At 37.3% G+C, this 18,211-nt stretch carries 14 protein-coding genes and 2 pseudogenes; 11 read left to right on the forward strand and 5 right to left on the reverse strand.

Annotated elements, in window-relative coordinates; genetic code table 11:
- Positions 1-54 precede the first annotated feature (54 nt).
- Positions 55-519: a hypothetical protein gene (locus M5V91_RS04875; RefSeq protein WP_284521786.1), complete on the forward strand. Its 465-nt coding sequence runs from the start codon at positions 55-57 to the stop codon at positions 517-519.
- 209 nt (positions 520-728) lie between these two features.
- Positions 729-1,613: a DUF3231 family protein gene (locus M5V91_RS04880; protein WP_284521787.1), complete on the forward strand. Its 885-nt coding sequence runs from the start codon at positions 729-731 to the stop codon at positions 1,611-1,613.
- Positions 1,614-1,738: 125 nt separating this feature from the next.
- On the opposite strand, the pseudogene M5V91_RS04885 reads toward M5V91_RS04880, so the two are convergent.
- Positions 1,739-2,580 (reverse strand): annotated as a pseudogene (locus M5V91_RS04885) (isocitrate lyase/PEP mutase family protein).
- Between the two features lie 506 nt (positions 2,581-3,086).
- Between M5V91_RS04885 and M5V91_RS04890 the strand changes: the two are divergent.
- The gene (locus M5V91_RS04890) at positions 3,087-4,901 is read left to right on the forward strand and encodes a LysM peptidoglycan-binding domain-containing protein (protein WP_284521788.1); all 1,815 of its coding nucleotides are present in this window, start codon (positions 3,087-3,089) and stop codon (positions 4,899-4,901) included.
- Positions 4,902-5,217: 316 nt separating this feature from the next.
- On the opposite strand, the gene M5V91_RS04895 is transcribed toward M5V91_RS04890, so the two are convergent.
- On the reverse strand, positions 5,218-5,721 hold the full coding sequence (locus tag M5V91_RS04895) for a DinB family protein (protein ID WP_252245094.1): 504 nt from the start codon (positions 5,719-5,721) through the stop codon (positions 5,218-5,220).
- 259 nt (positions 5,722-5,980) lie between these two features.
- On the opposite strand from M5V91_RS04895, the gene M5V91_RS04900 reads away from it, so the two are divergent.
- A complete protein-coding gene (locus M5V91_RS04900; RefSeq protein ID WP_284521789.1) occupies positions 5,981-6,976 on the forward strand; it encodes a tetratricopeptide repeat protein in 996 nt (331 codons plus the stop codon).
- A gap of 185 nt (positions 6,977-7,161) precedes the next feature.
- On the opposite strand, the gene M5V91_RS04905 is transcribed toward M5V91_RS04900, so the two are convergent.
- On the reverse strand, positions 7,162-7,542 hold the full coding sequence (locus M5V91_RS04905; protein ID WP_284521790.1) for a hypothetical protein: 381 nt from the start codon (positions 7,540-7,542) through the stop codon (positions 7,162-7,164).
- On the reverse strand, positions 7,539-8,204 hold the full coding sequence (locus tag M5V91_RS04910; RefSeq protein WP_284521791.1) for a UvrB/UvrC motif-containing protein: 666 nt from the start codon (positions 8,202-8,204) through the stop codon (positions 7,539-7,541). Before M5V91_RS04910 ends, M5V91_RS04905 begins: the two co-directional genes overlap by 4 nt.
- A gap of 297 nt (positions 8,205-8,501) precedes the next feature.
- On the opposite strand from M5V91_RS04910, the gene M5V91_RS04915 reads away from it, so the two are divergent.
- Together M5V91_RS04915 and M5V91_RS04920 are read left to right on the forward strand one after the other, a co-directional pair.
- A complete protein-coding gene (locus tag M5V91_RS04915) occupies positions 8,502-8,903 on the forward strand; it encodes a (deoxy)nucleoside triphosphate pyrophosphohydrolase (protein WP_284522247.1) in 402 nt (133 codons plus the stop codon).
- Between the two features lie 116 nt (positions 8,904-9,019).
- Positions 9,020-11,916 (forward strand): annotated as a pseudogene (locus tag M5V91_RS04920) (DEAD/DEAH box helicase).
- 233 nt (positions 11,917-12,149) lie between these two features.
- Here the strand turns inward: M5V91_RS04920 and M5V91_RS30290 are convergent.
- The gene (locus tag M5V91_RS30290; RefSeq protein ID WP_369425936.1) at positions 12,150-12,257 is read right to left on the reverse strand and encodes a hypothetical protein; all 108 of its coding nucleotides are present in this window, start codon (positions 12,255-12,257) and stop codon (positions 12,150-12,152) included.
- A gap of 134 nt (positions 12,258-12,391) precedes the next feature.
- Here M5V91_RS30290 and M5V91_RS04930 point away from each other — a divergent pair, with 134 nt between their 5' ends.
- From M5V91_RS04930 to M5V91_RS04950, 5 genes are all read left to right on the forward strand, one after another.
- Complete coding sequence (locus M5V91_RS04930; RefSeq protein WP_284521793.1) at positions 12,392-14,506, forward strand: DUF8426 domain-containing protein; 2,115 nt, start codon at positions 12,392-12,394, stop codon at positions 14,504-14,506.
- On the forward strand, positions 14,484-15,518 hold the full coding sequence (gene mcrC / locus M5V91_RS04935; protein WP_284521794.1) for a 5-methylcytosine-specific restriction endonuclease system specificity protein McrC: 1,035 nt from the start codon (positions 14,484-14,486) through the stop codon (positions 15,516-15,518). Before M5V91_RS04930 ends, mcrC begins: the two co-directional genes overlap by 23 nt.
- Before the next feature lie 50 nt (positions 15,519-15,568).
- On the forward strand, positions 15,569-15,802 hold the full coding sequence (locus M5V91_RS04940) for a hypothetical protein (RefSeq protein ID WP_284521795.1): 234 nt from the start codon (positions 15,569-15,571) through the stop codon (positions 15,800-15,802).
- A gap of 1,076 nt (positions 15,803-16,878) precedes the next feature.
- On the forward strand, positions 16,879-17,679 hold the full coding sequence (locus M5V91_RS04945) for a BrxA family protein (RefSeq protein WP_284521796.1): 801 nt from the start codon (positions 16,879-16,881) through the stop codon (positions 17,677-17,679).
- Positions 17,663-18,211: a hypothetical protein gene (locus M5V91_RS04950; protein ID WP_284521797.1), complete on the forward strand. Its 549-nt coding sequence runs from the start codon at positions 17,663-17,665 to the stop codon at positions 18,209-18,211. The genes M5V91_RS04945 and M5V91_RS04950 overlap by 17 nt, the downstream gene beginning before the upstream one ends.

The following is an 18,211-nucleotide window of genomic DNA, read 5'->3' on the forward strand; positions in this document are numbered from 1 at the left end:
GGGGATTACAGGAAGAGAACACCTATAAGAAACATGGTAAGGGGCTTGAATAGAATGGCGACATCTATAGAAAGGCTATTATGGAGTATTGCACTTCCTGGTTTTGGGCAATTTTTAAATGGAAAACTGATAAAGGGATTGGTTATTGTATTTTTAGAGTTCCTTATCAATGTACAAGCGAATTTCAACGGAGTCATTATGTCTAGTTTTCATGGAGATATTGAGAAGGCAATAGCAGAAACCGATTATTTGTGGCTGATGTTTTATCCTTGTTTGTATTTCTTTGCGATGTGGGATTCCTTTAAGGATGCAGGAGGAGGGAAAAACAGTTATTCTTTTCTTCCGTTTGTGTCTTCAGCTTACTTTGTTACAGTGGGGTGTATATATTCCCCTACCTTTAAGCTTTTTGGTGTATTATTAGGGCCTATTTGGCTTCCGATATTGTGCGTAATACCAGGTGTCAGTGTGGGTGTTATTTTAATGAAGATAATAAGTAAGAAACACATCGAGCCAATGTAAACAGGACAGACGTTTTATGGTTAAGCAGCTTAATAATAGTCAATGTAAGATGTTTAGAGACTATTTAATGAATAATTACTATTTTCAATTTACAAACTAAGATAAGAAATAAATTGTGGAGGGGCCTTTTAGATGAATTTAAACGAATTAGGCTTTCTTTGGTACTTACATTCAAGTTCCAATATGGTCAATATTTTTTGGGAAATCTGATGGAGACTGCTGAAGATACTGATTTGAAGGATGTTTTAACGGAAATTAAAACACTTTCTTCATTCCAGGAACAAGAGGCTTTGCAATTCTTAGCTGATAATGGATTACATGTTACACCGTTTTTTAGTGAAAATGATTTACATAGCCCCTCAGAAAAGTTATTTTCTGATCAATTAATGATAGAAATTCTTAAGCATATAACAAGCAACGGATTGGGTGTACTTTCTTTTCAATATACAGACTTGACCATCCCAAAGGTTAAGAATTTTTTTAAAGAAATACTCAATAAGTTAATTCAAATTGACATTTCTATATTAAATTTGCTGGAGCATAAAGGGTTGCTGCAAAACAGGTCCTTTTCATACACAAATGCTGAAGACAGAGAAAACAAATTATTTAAAGTGGCATCAACCCAGCAGAGGCCGCTTAATGCTGTTGAATTAGCAAGTATGTTTGGTTCTTTTCAATGTAATAATGTTGGGGTAGCTCTATGTACTGCTTTTTCGGATGTGGCGAAGGATGAAGATACAAAGAGTTTTTTGCAGGATGGGATCAAATTATCCTATCATCAAGTGGATGTTTTATCCGAAATATATAGAGAAAACGGAGTCCCAACAACGACCGGATTAGAGGCTCACGTTCAAAAGGTGAATAAATCCCCATTTTCAGATAAACTAATGGCTAACTTAATCATGTTCTTAAATCCTATCGCAATCGGCAATCTGCAGACTGCTGTCGTTTCCAGTTATAAAAAAAGTCACGTGAAAGCTCTAAAGGAATTAATTGATCAAGTGGAAGATTATTCAGAGAAAGGGTTTAAGTTATTGGTAAGGAAAGACTGGTTTAATGAGCCGCCGGTAACCAATAGGTCAATTGATAATTAAAAATTAGAACCAAACAATCTAAAGGAAAACCATCAAAATGGAAGATGAAAAAAGCCGATTTGTTCATTATAGAAAATCGGCTTCTTAAAATAATAAAATTTTTGCTGGGTATTAGGAGTTCGTTTTTATTTTTGAAGGAATTCTGTTAACCTTTTATAAGAAAGAACATCGCCATTCGTCATGTGATGAAAGGTCTGGCGGTTTACAATCTCTTCACTGATACTCCGTAAGAATGTTAGGGTAGCTCTGAATGGGACGGATCCACAGCTAAGCCTTTCAATTCCGATCTCAGATAACTCCGATAAAGAAGGCATCTCTGGATCAACCAATAGGTTGATCGGACAAGAAATTTCCTTTCTAATTTTTTTATAATCTTCCTATCAGTTAAACCAGGAATGAAAATGCAATCTGCCCCTGCATCTTGATAGGCTTTTGCCCGCTTTATTGCTTCTTGTAATTGCGTTGAAGAATCCCCAATTTTTAACCAATATAGATCTGTTCGTGCATTGATAAATAACGGCATATTTCTGGATTCTGAAAGTTCTTTCATAGCTGTTATCTTTTCCACTTGGGATGTGATATTAAAGATAGGCCGGTTAGGATCACCTGTACCGTCCTCCAGATTTATCCCGATAGCACCAGCAGCAGCTACTGCTTTTACGGTCTCTAAAACCTCTTCAACCGTCTGTCCATAACCTGCCTCAATGTCTGCGCTCACAGGAACATTCACTGATTTGGCGATATTTTCAATCGTTTCAACCATTTTGTTAAGAGGTATACTTTGCCCATCCAAGTACCCCAAAGAAGCAGCGATGCCAGCACTTGTTGTTCCAATCGCTTTAAAGCCGCATTCTTCAAACATTTTTGCACTGATTACATCCCATGCATTTGGCAGAACAAAGGTGGACGATTGCTGATGTAAGCGGTGAAAGGTTTTTGCCTTTAATGATTGTCCTTTGCTACTCATAATATTAAGCTCCTTTTACTGATTTGGTTTTAGTTTCTTATTGCTTCATTTCTATTATAAGAGCTAAATAATTCGATTTTCATCGAGATATGGAATGCATTTTGTTTTTTCAAATAGGATGCCATCTTAATGACGATAATCGGAGGATTCGAAACCCTGGATGGTGTCTTTGCAGGAGCGGGATCATCGAATCCTAAAGAAATTATGCTTCAGAGCTTGCGATGACGAAGTGAAGAGGGCTGCTTAGTAAAAACCCTTTCCATTTGAAGGGTTTTTTATCTGTTTACCACAATTTTTTTCGCTAATAATGATTCCTTCAGGCGTTTCCTGAATCAAATCACGCTATACAGATTTTTAATAGAGCTATCTATACAGGAATTAAATTTCTTTTTTTATTCTTCCTCATTTGCACTGAACCTCGCACTTCCTATTGAATAGTATATGGGCAGAGAGTGTGTACGCATTTAATACACAATGGAAATTTTATTCATTGGGAAGTGAAGATCATGCAAATTTTTTATACAGTACGTTCAGGTGATACGCTGTACGGGATATCAAGGAGATGGGAAATTCCGGCCGATTCCCTTATTGCGGCAAATAATTTGAAGCCCCCTTACACGATTTATATAGGTCAGCAGCTGTCCTTTCCACCTGGAGTTGATGCTGTGCGTGTTAGGCAAGGAGATTCAGTGTATCGAATTTCACAATTTTACAACGTTCCGCCTTCAGTTATCATAGAGGCGAATCAGCTTCAGCCACCCTATGTCATTCAGCCCGGTCAATTATTAAAGGTTCCGCCAGGTGTTCCATATTATACCGTCCAGCCAGGGGAAACACTTTATCGGCTTGCCCTGCGTTTTAATGTCATGACGAATGGGGAGCCAAATACTGAGCTTATTCGGTTTGTAAACCAGCTTTCATCCTCACAGCTATTTCCCGGAATGAAATTAAGGATTCCATACGCCCCTCCTGGTGGCCAAGGCCTGATTGCCTATACTGCTGATCGGGGAGGGCAATATGATATTTGGTTATATAATCCCCGGACAGGAGAGATCGTGCAGCTCACCAGTGGATTGGGTGACTCTTTTTCAAGTCCAGAATGGTCACCTAACAGCAGGAGAATTGCGTTTATTGGAAAGAACAGAATTATATATGTTGTGGATGTGGCATCTGGTGCGATCGCTCAAATCGACCAGATGGAAGGAGGTGCTGAATTGGATTGGTCGCCTGACAGCAGCCAAATTGCTTATACGAAGCAAGGTCGCATTATTATGTACAACGTTCTGTCTTATCAAGCGCAAAGCATTCAACAGTCTGACTCAACGGATGTTCAATGGTTTCCAAGCGGCAGGGAGCTGCTTTTTCAGGCACCGGATGCATCAGGAATTAGCCAGCTTTTCCGAATTCAAACCGATGGTTCCGAGAAACAGCAAATTACACGTAACACAGGAGGGCGGCTTAATAATGCCCAGCTATCACCCGACGGAAGCTTTGTTCTTTATACAACACCAGGTGTCAGCGTCTCCATTATTCACACCGTTGAGCTTTCAACAGGCAATGTTTTTGAAGTAAAAGGCGGGCCCCTTGCCAAAAATTATTATCCGACATGGTCACCTGATTCTTTGAACATTGCCTATAGCGCTACCGCCTTTGAAGATCGCGGGTATTTTTCACAAATTCGAACGGTGGGGAGGCGAGGAGAAGAGGATCGAATTTGGGCTATTTCCAATTGTTTTGCATCTCCTGTCACTTGGTCAACAGACGGAACAAAAATAGCCTATCTTAGTGGATGCAAGGAACAGGAATTTGCAAGTGAAATGTGGGCTATCGACCTCCGTCACCCCGTCCCGATACGGCTAATTGCAGGAGTTAACATTCAGTCACTTCAATGGTCTCCAACTGCCATAGTGGATGGCACCCAAAAGAACACATATACGAACACTGCCTACAAGATTCGTTTCCAATATCCGTCAAACTGGCGAAAAGTGAACGAGGAACGATACGAAGGTGCTGACGGCTTTTTTCAAATATCAGCGATTTCAGCAGGTGAAAACTTAGATGAGGTGTGCCATGGAGAAGCTTTCCATCCATTAATGCCCTATGGATCCATGCCAAGCATCTTGAAGACTCGAATTCAAAACCAGGAAGCCTGCTACGTTTTTCCCTCTGCGGACCAGCCAGCAGAAATGCTGAATCAATCCGCTTTAATCGTAAGGTATCCAACTCCCATTACAATTCAGGGAGAAACCTACAATTACTTCATCTTATGGGCAGATCAACCGCATTTAAAGGAGATAGCTATAAGTTTAATCTTTTTATAAACATGTGGGCCTGTCCTTCGGTTCGTTGAAGTATTAGCGTACTGTGGAGGCCAGGCTCTTTTTTATGTTCCTATTGATGGCAGCTGCCCTAAAAGACTTATACCATTATGAAAGATGGACCATTATCCTCGGGTTCTTATATAGTGGCGCTGCTTGGATTTTCTTCTGGTTTAACAGAATTTATTAATAAGGTCATTTGAAAAAGGGGAGGAAGGAGAAGAAGAAAAGGGAAATAGAAAGGGCTACTTAGGATAGCCTTTTATTTAGAAACTAAGAAAAACGCCCGGCAATCTCCGAGCGTTTTCCTCTTTCCCTTTTATAGCGGCGGATTCGTGACGCCTAAATTAACCCAATCTTCTTTTGGAGGACCATAAACTCCAAATGGCTTTAAACCTGCTTGGCGGATGAGAATAGTCAATTGCCCCCGATGATGCACAATGTGTTTGATTAAGCCCATCAAAATTTGAGCATTGGTTTCTTCTCTTCCAAATGCATTCTGTGTCTGGCTCAATGAGTCATCTGTCCATTGCTGCTCAATCGCCAGAGCTGCTTCCTCACTCAGCTTTTTAAATGTATCCGCAATTTCTTTTGCCGAAGCGGGGACATTTTCTTCATTTACAGCCTTTTCTATTTTTAACCCGAAATGAGCTAAATAATCTGGAATACTTGCTGTTAAATGCCACGCAATTCTCCCTAATGTGCGTCCTTCTGGGTAAACCTGCTGCTTTAAAGAGTCATCTGTTAATCCGTCCAACACCTTTTGCGTCAGTACTGCCTCTCTTTTCCATTCATTAATAAAGTCTGAAATGGTTACATACATCAATCGTTCCTCCATTCGTTGGATATTATAGGTAAATCATAAAACATTTGTTCGTGTTTTTCAAGTTGAAGTAAATATGGGAGAAATTAGAAGATCTAAGCCACCTATAATGTATGAGATTCGCAACAAAAAATTCATATTTCATTCGACAATATTCGCGCGCAACGGAGGAATGATTTCTATATAGTTGAAAGTGTTCCTGATACATGAGAGATGCGGTGTCAATGCTGGCACCTTTTAATAGAAATGAGGTGTAGGGATGAGGACTTTAAAGATCAAAGACTTAACCCTGGACGAGCTGGACTTGCTTGAACAGGATCTTCACGAAAACGGGGAAAAAAGCGATTACGGCTATTACATGCAGCTGGTGACCGTCTATGAAACCATGTATAAAAAGCTAAAAAGTCTAGCGAGAAATAATGGACCACACTATGATCATTCCCTTCAGCATACTAAAAATGTTTTTATATCTCATCTTATTAAATTCGGTCCCTACATAAAAATGAATCACTTTAAGGATGACGGTGATGCTGTAGAGTCTCTGATCAAGGCCATTGGTTTAGAACAAAAACTTCCCATTGCCTATTATCGTCTTGGTTTTCTGGCTTATAAACATGGCAAGTATGGCTCAGCCGTCCGCTATTTTCAGCAAGCCCTGAATAAGCAGCTGCTGAATGATCCAAGATATGCCCTTAATCAGCAGCAGGAATTCCATGCCCATATGTATCTGGCCAACAGTGCTTTATATGTTGCCAGCCAGACCTTTGAAACTATGGAAAAACTCCCATATTTACCGGAGGAGCAATTGCCCAATCCAGAGCTGTCGCCATTATTTGAAACATTGGCATCGAATGAAAAATACTTACAGACCCATGCTTTCTACAAAATCTCTAAAAATAATACCGAAACCTGTTCAAAGGAAGTATGTGAAGACCTCTACGAAAACAGTGAACCTAATGAACTGGTCCTGTACTTTAATGACCGCGAAAACATTCTCTTATTTAATGGGGAGGAAGCCATAATCACCCCAACCCAGGCCAATATAATCAGACATTTCCTCTTGTCCTCCAGCAAGGAGAATCCATGCACGAGAATCACTATGCGTGATTTTTATGGAAGGACTGGCAGTGATGGAGAGGTGAAGAAGAACACCTTTATCAAATCTATTGAAAGACTGAGAGGAGCTTTAAGATCAATAGAGATACCTGAGATTATTGATAGTACACAGTACAGGGGAGACAGCTTATTATTTTAATGAGTCGGTTCCTTTTACTGTTTTGTTTAGGGTGGATGGGGCTTTTGCTAATGAGTATGTGAACTGAAAATGTACGGATGAGGAGCCTAATCAGCGGTTTTTTAAGCTGCTGATTAGGTTCCTTTGCACGGAATGCCTGTTACAGCTCTATCTTACGTGAATAGAAGTGCAATAAAAACAGCCCCTTATTCATTTAAAATAAGGGGTTGGAAGTGTTGAGGGTTATTTAGTAAATTCTTTAGTGCCAGATCCAGGGTGGCATGATTTTCAGGATCCAGCCAGTTTTCTGGAATGATGAGATAAGAGCAGCTGCCGCTGTGTAAATAACGGTAAATAATATGCGCTGCATCGATTTCTTGTCTGCTAACGTCTCGGGCTGCATTTGCTTCATCTTTTTTAAAATAAGCTAGAATGTCCGTTTTTATTTTCTCCTCAATGTTGCCTGCTGATGCATAGTTGTCGCTGTACAGAATATCCGTCCTTTTAATAAGGAAAAGTTTAATAGTAGAATCTGTTAATCTTTCGATAGCGACGATATTATGATTTTCTTCGGTGAATTCGATCACTTTTTCTTTTTTAGCAGGGAGCTGACTGCCTGTATATGGTCCCGATAGGCGGATGCAGCTTCAAAATCAAATGCTTCAGAGGCATTCAACATCATTTGATTCATGTCCTCTATGATACTCCTGTCAGTGCCTTTCAGAAAACCGATAAACCTGTCCAGGATGTCGTTGTACTGCTGTTCTGCAGGCCCGCCAAGACACCGGCCTAGGCATGAGCCTAAGGAATAATTCAGGCAGGCGGAGTTCTTTCCGTTGGGATTGCTGCAATTCAGCTTAAAGCATTCCTTTAACCCCCGGAGAGCTCTTTCCACATTGCTTCGGCTTGTAAAAGGGCCAAAATAAACCTTGCCGTCATTCTCAATGGGATTAAATGCAATATCAATCTTACGGTGCTTACCGGTAAGGCTGATCGAGATATAAATGAATGACTGCGGACTCTTCATCATTCGATTATATAGCGGCTTAATGCTTTTAATTAATTGGCATTCAAGCATAAAAGCCTCAAATTCAGTATCTGTCAGAATATAATCAAAATCCCTTAAGTGTTTGACCAGCTTTTTAATCTTTGGAGAATGATGTTTAGAGTCCCGGAAATAAGACTGAACCCGATTCTTTAGATTTTTCGCCTTCCCCACATACAGAATTTGACCCTGCGAATCCTTCATCAGATATACGCCTGGGGTTAAGGGCAGGTTTTTCACCTTGTCTGGCAGATTAATAGACATTCATTCCTTTACTAGAAAATATATATTTTGTATTTTATCATGGGAGGGGATTTGGCTGCTATTTTCAAAGCTTCTTTTGGTACCGTAGACCTCCATAAAAAATATCACAGTGACAGGGACCATTTCCTCGAAGCCATTTTGATTCAAACGGTTCAAAACCCCCACAAAATGGTCAATTTGAGTTATAATATACAATATCAAATTTATAGTAAGTCTGTTTATTTTTATGGAGGATTTATGAAAAAGAACATTCATGTAGTTGGTGCAGTTATTATTGAAAATGGAAATATTCTATGTGCTCAAAGGGGTCCATCAAAAGCGCTTCCTTACAAATGGGAATTTCCTGGAGGGAAAATTGAGAGTGGAGAAACGCCGCAGCAAGCCCTAATTCGGGAAATAAATGAAGAAATGAATTGTAAGATCGAAATAGGTGAACAAATTGAACACACTGTCTATGAATATGATTTCGGTATTGTTCATTTAACTACTTTTTATTGTAAATTGGTTGAAGGAAAACCTACATTAACAGAACATGTTTCGATAAATTGGCTGTCACCGTCAGATCTTGAAACTTTGGACTGGGCTCCTGCTGATATCCCAGCCATCAATAAAATTTCAAAAACGCTTTCCTTAAAATGAGTATTTCCAAAAGCTATTTACACACAGTAGATAGCTTTTTTTATATGGGAATTTATTGAATTGACATTACTCTAAGTTTAAAATGGTTATAACAACTGGTAGGGAATGGAGTAAAAATGAATAATTTAATTAGAAATTTAGAAGCTTCTTTACATAGAGGTTTTATTAATCAGCATCATCAGGATTCAGGGAATTATAAACCAAAGTTATTAATTAACAATGCCCAAAAAAGTGAAAATGTTTTAACTACATTAATTGATGAGCTAGAAAGTTGTAAGTCTTTCATTTTTTCAGTGGCGTTTATTACAGAAAGCGGCCTTGCGACTCTGAAATCACATCTTTATGACCTCCACCTAAAAGGTATTAAAGGTCGAATACTCACCTCAACTTTCTTAAACTTTAATCAACCAAAGGTCTTTAGAGAATTAATGAAGTTAACTAATGTGGAAGTGAGGCTAGCAGATCTTAAAGGTTTTCACTCAAAGGGGTATATTTTTAATAAAGACACTCATTATTCACTTATTGTAGGGAGTTCAAACTTAACTGCCCAAGCCTTAAAAGTGAATTATGAGTGGAATGTGAAGTTAACATCTCATGAAAACGGAGAAATAGTTCATCATTTCAAAAATCAATTTGAAGAAGTATGGGAGAAGTCTAGCATATTGACTGAAGAATGGATTGCTGAATATGAAAGGACATATGTTGATGTCAATAACCATGTTATTCAAAACGTTCTAGAAATGCCTAGTCAATATCAAACGAATTCTCTCGAAGAAGCAATCAAGATTGTACCAAACAAAATGCAACAAGCAGCCTTAGAGCAAATTCAATCCCTTAGAGAAGCTGGAAATGATAAGGGTTTAATTATTTCAGCAACCGGAACTGGAAAAACATATCTATCAGCTTTTGATGTTAGAAGATTTAATCCTAATCGCATGCTATTTATTGTCCACCGCGAGCAAATCTTAAAGAAAGCAAAATCAGATTTTAAAAAATTATTTGGTGGATTAGAAGAAGACTTTGGAATTTTATCAGGCTCTCAAAAACAGACAAATGCAAGGTATCTGTTTGCTACTATTCAAACTATTTCTAAGGATGATGTCTTGTCCAGATTTAGTGAAGATGAATTTGACTATATTCTTGTTGATGAAGTACATAAAGCAGGAGCGAGTTCTTACAAGAAGGTAATGAATTATTTTACACCAACATTCTTATTAGGCATGACTGCAACACCTGAGCGGACGGATGACTTTAATATATATGGGTTGTTTGATTACAACATTGCATATGAAATTAGATTACAAGAAGCACTTGAAGAGGACATGCTCTGTTCATTCCACTATTTCGGTGTCACAGACATTGAATATAATGGGAAACTAATTGATGATTCCGCAGTTCTTTCTCATCTGATTACAGAGGAACGTGTAAATCATATTATTGAAAAGATAAATTATTATGGTTATTCCGGAGAAAGTGTTAAAGGATTAATTTTCTGTAGTCGAAAAGAGGAAGCTGGGAAGCTATCAGTAGCTTTAAATGAAAGAGGATTTCGAACAGTCGCTTTAACAGGTGATCATTCACAAGAAGAAAGAGAAATGAGAGTAAATCAACTCGAAAATGGCAGCCTAGATTACATTTTGACTGTTGATATTTTTAATGAGGGTATAGATATTCCATGCATTAATCAAGTTGTCATGCTAAGACAAACTCAATCGAGTATTATATTTATCCAACAACTTGGTAGAGGCTTACGTAAACACACATCAAAAGATTTTGTCACGATAATAGACTTTATTGGTAATTATAAAAACAATTATTTAATACCTATTGCTCTTTCAGGTGATAAATCCCAAAACAAGGATAATATCAGACGTCGTACCAAAGATACAAGCTATATTAAAGGCGTCTCTACAGTTAACTTTGAAGAGATAGCAAAGAAACAAATCTTTAAAGCAATAAATAATAGTAGACTTACAGAATTGAGACTAATTAGGGAAGCCTTTGTTGAGTTAGAAAATAAGATTGGAAAAACACCTTACTTGCATGACTTTATTTTAAATTATTCGATTGACCCTGCGGTATTAGTAGATGGTAGTAAACCATACAAACTTAACTATCATCAGTTCTTGTTGAAAATGAATAAAGAAGTTTCTCCGTTAACTGATTATGAAAATAAAGTCTTAACCATGGTCACACAAGAAATTTTAGAGGGAAAACGCAAGCATGAAATCATTCTAATTGAACAATTAATGAATCACAATAAAGTTAGATGTGAAGACTATATTAACCTTTTAGAAACATTCAACTGTAGTACGGATGAGAAGACCATAAGATCTATACAGAGAATATTTAACTTAACCTTTTATAATCAGGTTAATAGGGAAAAGTATGGACAAAAACCTATAATAATGTTGGAAGAAGGCTACTTCATATTTAACAAGGATATTGAAGGAAGCATCCAGAATAATGAATACTTCAATTTTTTAATGATGGATGTCGTGAAGTGTGCAAAAGAGAAAAACAAAAAGTATTCCGGTGATAGAGAATTAACTTTATATGAAAAATATTCTAGAAAAGATGTATGTAAACTTTTAAACTGGGACAAAGACGAAACAAGTACAATGTTTGGCTATAAAACAAAACATCAAACTTGTCCAATTTTTATAACCTATCACAAAAAAGTAGAATTAGAAACAGGCTTAAGATATGGTGATAAATTCTTAAGTCAAGATGTCATTAAGTGGTATACTACAAAAAATAGGACTTTAAATTCAAATGAAGTTAAAACCATTATTCAAGCTAAAAAAATAATATCGACCTTCACTTTTTTGTGAAAAAAGATGATGATGAAGGTACGGAATTTTATTATTTAGGTAAGGGATTACCAGATGAAGATTCTGTAAAACAGGGTGCAATGGAAGATGGGAAACCGGTTGTTTACATGAATATGATTATGGAAGAAGCTATTGATAGTAAATTATATAATTATATTATTAATGAGAATTTAGAATGAAACAGTTAGTGTCAGTCTCAATTATGCATGTTAATTAGGACTAGGCACTTTTTATTTATTTGCATTGTAACCCTTTGCAATTTTCGAAAGGGCTGTATGGTATTCTTTTTGTAAATGAATAGGTATTTTAGGGGGATTATTGCTATGGGGAATTGGATTTTTCAAGGAAATCCCAAGTATTTTCCAATTGATGAATATATAAAAGAAAATAATATTATTAATTGGAGTATTCGTCAGAAACAATATTTGTCTGTAACCTCATATGGCTCATTAATAATTTCACATAAGGCAATTATCCCACCTGAATTCTTCTCTCCGCCATCCGATCTCCAAATAAACACATTATCTCCTGGCTGAATTTGATATTAAGCTAGACTTAAAAGTTATTGAAAGGCGCCTGACACCAGAAGATGGGATGCTTCTCAGACATGAACTAAAAGATATACCGGATACAATGAATCTGCAGATTTTCAAAATGCGACAGAACACAAATTACAGATTATCTGATGAAGAGTTTAACCGGCTTCACCATTTATGGGAATCACCGGAGGCAATAACCGAAAAGTTAAAAATGTCAACAGTTGAAAAATATATGCATTCTTTCAAGGATCAAGCAGAAGATTGGTTTAGCAGCAATACAGATTATTTGCAGGAAAGCTATCAATTTTTTAAAAGCTTTAAGCAAAGAGGCCTTCTAAGCACAATGGAGTGGGAGGATATACAGAAGCTGGGTGAACACATCAATGCCTTCCGGATGCCTTTAGCAAAGAAACGGGCACTAGGGAATCCCAATGCTGACATTAAGCATTACCGAAGTAGCTTTCAATATCTAATATATGGAGATGATCCACTAAAAAAACGCATGGATCAGTTTGCTCACCATGAAGATTATAAACTATTTGGCTTTGGTTATAGCGTTGTCAGTGAACTGATCGGTAACATTTTTCCTGATGAATATTGCTTTTACAATCAGAGAGATCGAGTAGCTCTGGAGAATATCATAGAGTTAAAACCCAGATATGCGAGAGGGGATACCTTTGGCGAGAAATTCATTAAATTTCAGGAGTGCTTGAAAGAGAATGAAATAGTTGAAAATTACCTTGAAGTAGTTGGGAAGCAAACAAGTCTTCCAATCTATTATGAAATTGATCAATTCTTCAGCTATCTTTTCGAAAACTATGGTAAAAAAGAAGCTATTGATGAAGAGGAAGAGCAACCACAATACTGGTTATTGGCAGCAGGGGAAGGAAGCTTCATGTGGGAAGATTTCCATAAGAATGAGCATATCGGAATTGGCTGGGAAGAGCTTGGTGATCTCAAAAAATACGGAAGCAAACGTGAGGTAATCGATGCTCTCAAGGAAATCTATGGGCTGGATTACAACCCAAATAATGATGCCCTTGCTAACTACCAGTTTGCCAATGAAATGAAGATAGGAGATTATGTTCTCATAAAAAGAGGGACACATCATATAATTGGTTACGGCAAAGTTGTTTCAGATTATAAACATGAACCGTCAAGGGAAAAGTACCATTCACTTCGCAAGGTTGAGTGGATTTCAATGGGTGAATGGGAAGTTGAGAAGCTAAACACAAAAACGTTAACGGATATTACTCAGTATGAAGAATTTGTTGACAAGTTGCTTGCTGCAATTGGTAAAGAAGAAACAACAATTTATCCAACATCAAACGACGGAATGTCAATTGGAAAAGAAGACTCCACTCCTTACACCACAGAACAACTGCTAAGTGAAGTATTTATGAAAGAAGATAAAATCGAAGATATCCTTGAAACGCTTGATTACAAGAAAAATATTATCCTGCAGGGCCCTCCTGGTGTTGGAAAAACTTTTGTGGCGAAGCGGCTTGCCTTTCTCCATATGGGAGCAAAGGATGACAGCAAAGTCGAAATGCTGCAATTCCATCAATCCTATTCATATGAAGACTTCATCCGAGGATACAAACCGAATGTACAGGGACATTTCACCTTGAAAGACGGAATCTTCTATTCGTTTTGTAAAAAAGCGATAGAAGATCAGGAAAACAATTACTATATGATTATTGATGAAATTAACAGGGGTAACTTGTCCAAAATTTTTGGGGAGCTGATGATGCTTATTGAAGCGGATAAACGGGGCAGAAAATTCGCCGTTAAGCTTGCGTATAGTGAAGGGGAGGAAACATTCTATATTCCGAAAAACTTGTACCTGATTGGTACCATGAACACAGCAGACCGATCACTGGCATTGGTTGATTATGCACTTAGAAGAAAGTTTTCCTTCATTAGTGTAGAACCGGCATTTGAAACAGAGCAATTCAATGGGTATTTAATCAGTAAAGGGATTAGCCAGGGCTTTATTGACAAACTTATCGCAGGGATCAATGACATTAATCAGGCGATAACAAATGATGCGGTCAATCTGGGCAAAGGATATGAAATTGGCCACAGCTATTTCTGCCCGACAAATGAACAAGTGGATGATGAACAAAAATGGTATGAGCGAATCATCCGCCTGGAAATCGCCCCACTCCTACGTGAATATTGGTTCGATCAGGAGGACAAAGTAAATGAGCTCCTTGGCAGACTCTAAAATACCGATCAAAAACTTATACTATATGCTTTGTTATGCCTGGGGACATTTGGAAGAAAAAGATATGGCCAACATTGCCCGTGAAGATGAAAAGGATATCAAGCATCTCTTAACTAGAATCCTCCTCGTAAAGCTCCGCTCGCTCATCAAGCGGGGTTTTTACCGGGAGTACAAATCCTACCAGGAGGAAACCGGAACCCTAAAGGGTCGAATTCTTTTTCAGGAATCCATCAACACCTTCTCTTTTAAAAGAGGCAAAATGCACTGTGAGTTCGAAGAAATGACCCATGATATTATTCATAACCAGGTAATTAAATCAACACTTTATGCGCTGCTGCAAACCCAGCAGCTAGAAAGACAGCTAAAGGAAGAAATCCAGCAGCTGTATCCATATTTTGCCGAAGTAACTGTCATAAAGCTAAACCTGAGAATCTTTCAGGAAATTAAACTGCACAGAAGCAGTCAGCACTACCGATTCGTCCTGGACATCTGCCGTTTTCTTTATGAATCATTGCTTTTAAATGAAGAGAAGGGGGAATCTCAATTAGTCGACTTTGAACGAGATCCAAAGGTAATGGCACGCCTATTTGAGGACTTTGTGCGTAACTTTTACAAAAGAGAAATGCCCGAATACAAGGTGCATCGTGAAAATATTTATTGGGATGCTGAAGGAGAAGACACTAGATACCTTCCACTCATGCAGACCGATATTTCTCTTGAAAGTGTGGATCAAAAAATTATAATTGATACAAAATATTATCAGAATGCTTTGACTCAAAATTTTGGATCACAGAAATTGATAAGCGGGAATTTGTATCAGCTGTTTGCTTATTTGAGTAATCATAAGAAGGCGGAGGGGGAGGAAACGGTAGGTATGCTCCTTTATCCTAAGACTGGTAAGGAATTGATGTTAGAATATAGAATTAAGGGGTTTTCAATAAGAATCAATACTATAGATTTGAACCGAGATTGGTTAAGCATTCATACAAGATTAAAAGAAATTGTAAGTTAAGAAGTGTGATAACCTATTTATTTTCATAAATATAAATATCCCAAGGAAGAGTGGCAGAAATGATAAATGTTAATTCCGCTCAAATAATTAGTAATTATACTAAGGACCAAAAAAAATATTATATTGAAATTTTTTATATTGATAATGGTATACAAGCCTTTGCTTCTTTCCAAGAGAACATTAATAAAATTGGAGCTAGCATAGTTGGTTCTGGATACCATACTACTAATAAAAAATTAGCTATTGATAGTGCAATAGCTAATTTGATCCTTCAATTGAATTAAGAAAAGTTTCCTCAGTCTAGTACACGTGGAGGTGACAGTGAAACTTGTTTTGAAAGATACAGTGGAAAAAATGCACCTAACAGTTTAAAGTTTTGCGATGCAAGGCTGAGAGAATGACAATCATTGCTCCTTCAATTATTTTGATCTTTTAATGAGACGCTGAAGAACTTGTTTCATAACTTGTTGGTATTTTATGTCGAGGTTAAAAAAACTTTTGATTAGTTTTTTGAGGCCATGATATATTTATCCTGGTCTTTTTTTCGTATAATTGAGAGTGCAATTACATTTTCCAATTAGCCCAATTTAATTAGATGTTCAGAAAGCAATTTGATCTTTGCTTTGAACTATTTGCTTTTATGTTTTTTTCTGCATGAAGAGAGAGTAGGCTATTAAATTGTTATTAAGTTTCTCAGATTTCTTTCTTAAGATGCTCGTAGAAAAGGTGCTAATGTTTGTTAAGGTCACTTTGAGCATTCCAACAGTTTTGTACCTCACACATTATAGAAGAGAAGTAACAATCAAAGCGATTAGAAAAACATCACTTCTCTGATCAAGTAGAACATGAATTTATATCGACTTTATGGAGTATCAGAGAAAAGAGCATAAACGGTACAGACATCAATACTAACTGCAATTAAAATTTTGGAACAATGTATATCACAATGGCTTCTCCATTAAATGTATATATCTGGATCTCCTAAGGGGCAATGGCATGTCTACTATTATTGCCGCTATATGACTATAATAAACTTGATATCAGTATAACAATTCGTTATCTTATATGTGTATATTGTAGAAATTACGTTCGAATACAGAGGCACTTCAATTCTGATCATTTGGTGTGCGATAATTAATCTTATGAATAAGAAGAACAAGATCTATATAAGAATGATGGCTTATAGTTGATGAAATTTACAAATATCTCAATGTAGAAATGAGGCTGTTTACAAATGGATGGAGCAACGGAATGCCAGGCCACCGAGTAGGACGCCGTTGGTTGTTTAAAAAAACGAGGTAGATGAATGGGTTCGCTTTGGTGGTGCAGCGAACAACCCGAAAAGGATGAACAATAATTAATGGATGATTTTAATAACACAACAGAACTTGGCGTATATGATACCGCAATTAACGTTATTGGTGGGCTAAAGGATATTACAGTCATTTTCAAAGCCATAGATTCTCATTTTAGTCAATCCGACTCACTAAAAGGACTCGTAAATCAGCGGAATGAATTTAATCTTCGTACTGAAAAAAGTCGAGCAAGGATTGAACGCGAGGTAAGAAAAGGATTTTTGCAGTTTAAGAACGAGGATCATCAGGATCTCATTCAGGGGATTTTCAGCGACCGCGTGCCTCTACAGGACAAGCAGTTGGTTCTGGTTTGGCAGTTTGCTTTAAACAACAGATTATTCAGAGAAATCACATCAGGGATTTTTGTGAAAACTTATTATTCTGGACGTGCAAGCATCTCAAAGGATGATATTACTGCCTATCTAAAAGAATTTCTTCTGCAAAATGAATTACAGAAAATCAGTTGGTCAGAAAATACAATTAACACGCTATCCACCAAATATCTCAATTTGATGAGTAAGCTTGGTTTTCTAAGCCCTGGGAGAGTAAAGTCATTCAATCATATACGCCCATCTTCAGAAGCGCTAGTGCTCTTTCTTTACTTTGCGAAATTATGCTCTCCCAGAGCCAATAACATCATGATTAACAAATTGCTTTCCATCAGTTTTGTTCCTTCAGAAGACATGCAGGAGCGGCTCAAGAAGCTGTCAATGAAAGGATTCTTTAATATGAATTTCAACGGTGTTGCTTTGAACATCGAACTAACCCAAAGCTATAAAGGAGTTTGTGATGTCTTATATAACTGACCATCAGCAAAAGTTTACAGATTTAAACTTTCATATAGAAAACCAAGATCAGCTTCGCCGGCAGGCAAATGGCGGGAACAGTATCTTATTCTCATACCCGCCTGATGAAGAACAGCAGTATATTGAAAAAGCGAAAGAACTATATACTGATAAGGCTGTATTTATTGATGTTAGCAAGTTGCTGGTTCAGTTCATTGATGAGGACGGATGGGAGTCATTTAAGGAGTATTATAGTGACTTTAAGAACACTCCCCACCTAATTTTTCGTTCTGATGATCCTTCAATTGATCTGTTTGACCTGATTATTCGCGAAATTGTGAAAGCCTGTCAGAACGACAAGATTCCAATTTTAATAAGAACAGGTTGTCTATTTGGTACAGGAGTCGAGAACGTAAACATCATGGAGAATAAGGCCGTTATGAATTTGCCTCATCCTCTTGTGATATTTTACCCATCAAAAATTGAGAACGACAATATTTACTTTTTGAACTTCAAACCTGCATCGAAATATCGTTGCATGTTAGTTAAATAA

This window comes from Cytobacillus pseudoceanisediminis, from assembly GCF_023516215.1.
Classification (GTDB): Bacteria; Bacillota; Bacilli; order Bacillales; family Cytobacillaceae; genus Cytobacillus; species Cytobacillus pseudoceanisediminis.

Excerpts from the sequence above, each read along its gene's own strand:
- M5V91_RS04875 (WP_284521786.1), top strand. The coding sequence starts at position 55 with ATGGCGACATCTATAGAAAGGCTATTATGGAGTATTGCACTTCCTGGT.
- M5V91_RS04880 (WP_284521787.1), top strand. The coding sequence starts at position 729 with ATGGAGACTGCTGAAGATACTGATTTGAAGGATGTTTTAACGGAAATT.
- M5V91_RS04890 (WP_284521788.1), top strand. The coding sequence starts at position 3,087 with ATGCAAATTTTTTATACAGTACGTTCAGGTGATACGCTGTACGGGATA.
- M5V91_RS04895 (WP_252245094.1), bottom strand. The coding sequence starts at position 5,721 with ATGTATGTAACCATTTCAGACTTTATTAATGAATGGAAAAGAGAGGCA.
- M5V91_RS04900 (WP_284521789.1), top strand. The coding sequence starts at position 5,981 with ATGAGGACTTTAAAGATCAAAGACTTAACCCTGGACGAGCTGGACTTG.
- M5V91_RS04910 (WP_284521791.1), bottom strand. The coding sequence starts at position 8,204 with ATGAAGGATTCGCAGGGTCAAATTCTGTATGTGGGGAAGGCGAAAAAT.
- M5V91_RS04915 (WP_284522247.1), top strand. The coding sequence starts at position 8,502 with ATGAAAAAGAACATTCATGTAGTTGGTGCAGTTATTATTGAAAATGGA.
- M5V91_RS04930 (WP_284521793.1), top strand. The coding sequence starts at position 12,392 with ATGCGACAGAACACAAATTACAGATTATCTGATGAAGAGTTTAACCGG.
- mcrC (WP_284521794.1), top strand. The coding sequence starts at position 14,484 with ATGAGCTCCTTGGCAGACTCTAAAATACCGATCAAAAACTTATACTAT.
- M5V91_RS04945 (WP_284521796.1), top strand. The coding sequence starts at position 16,879 with ATGGATGATTTTAATAACACAACAGAACTTGGCGTATATGATACCGCA.
- M5V91_RS04950 (WP_284521797.1), top strand. The coding sequence starts at position 17,663 with ATGTCTTATATAACTGACCATCAGCAAAAGTTTACAGATTTAAACTTT.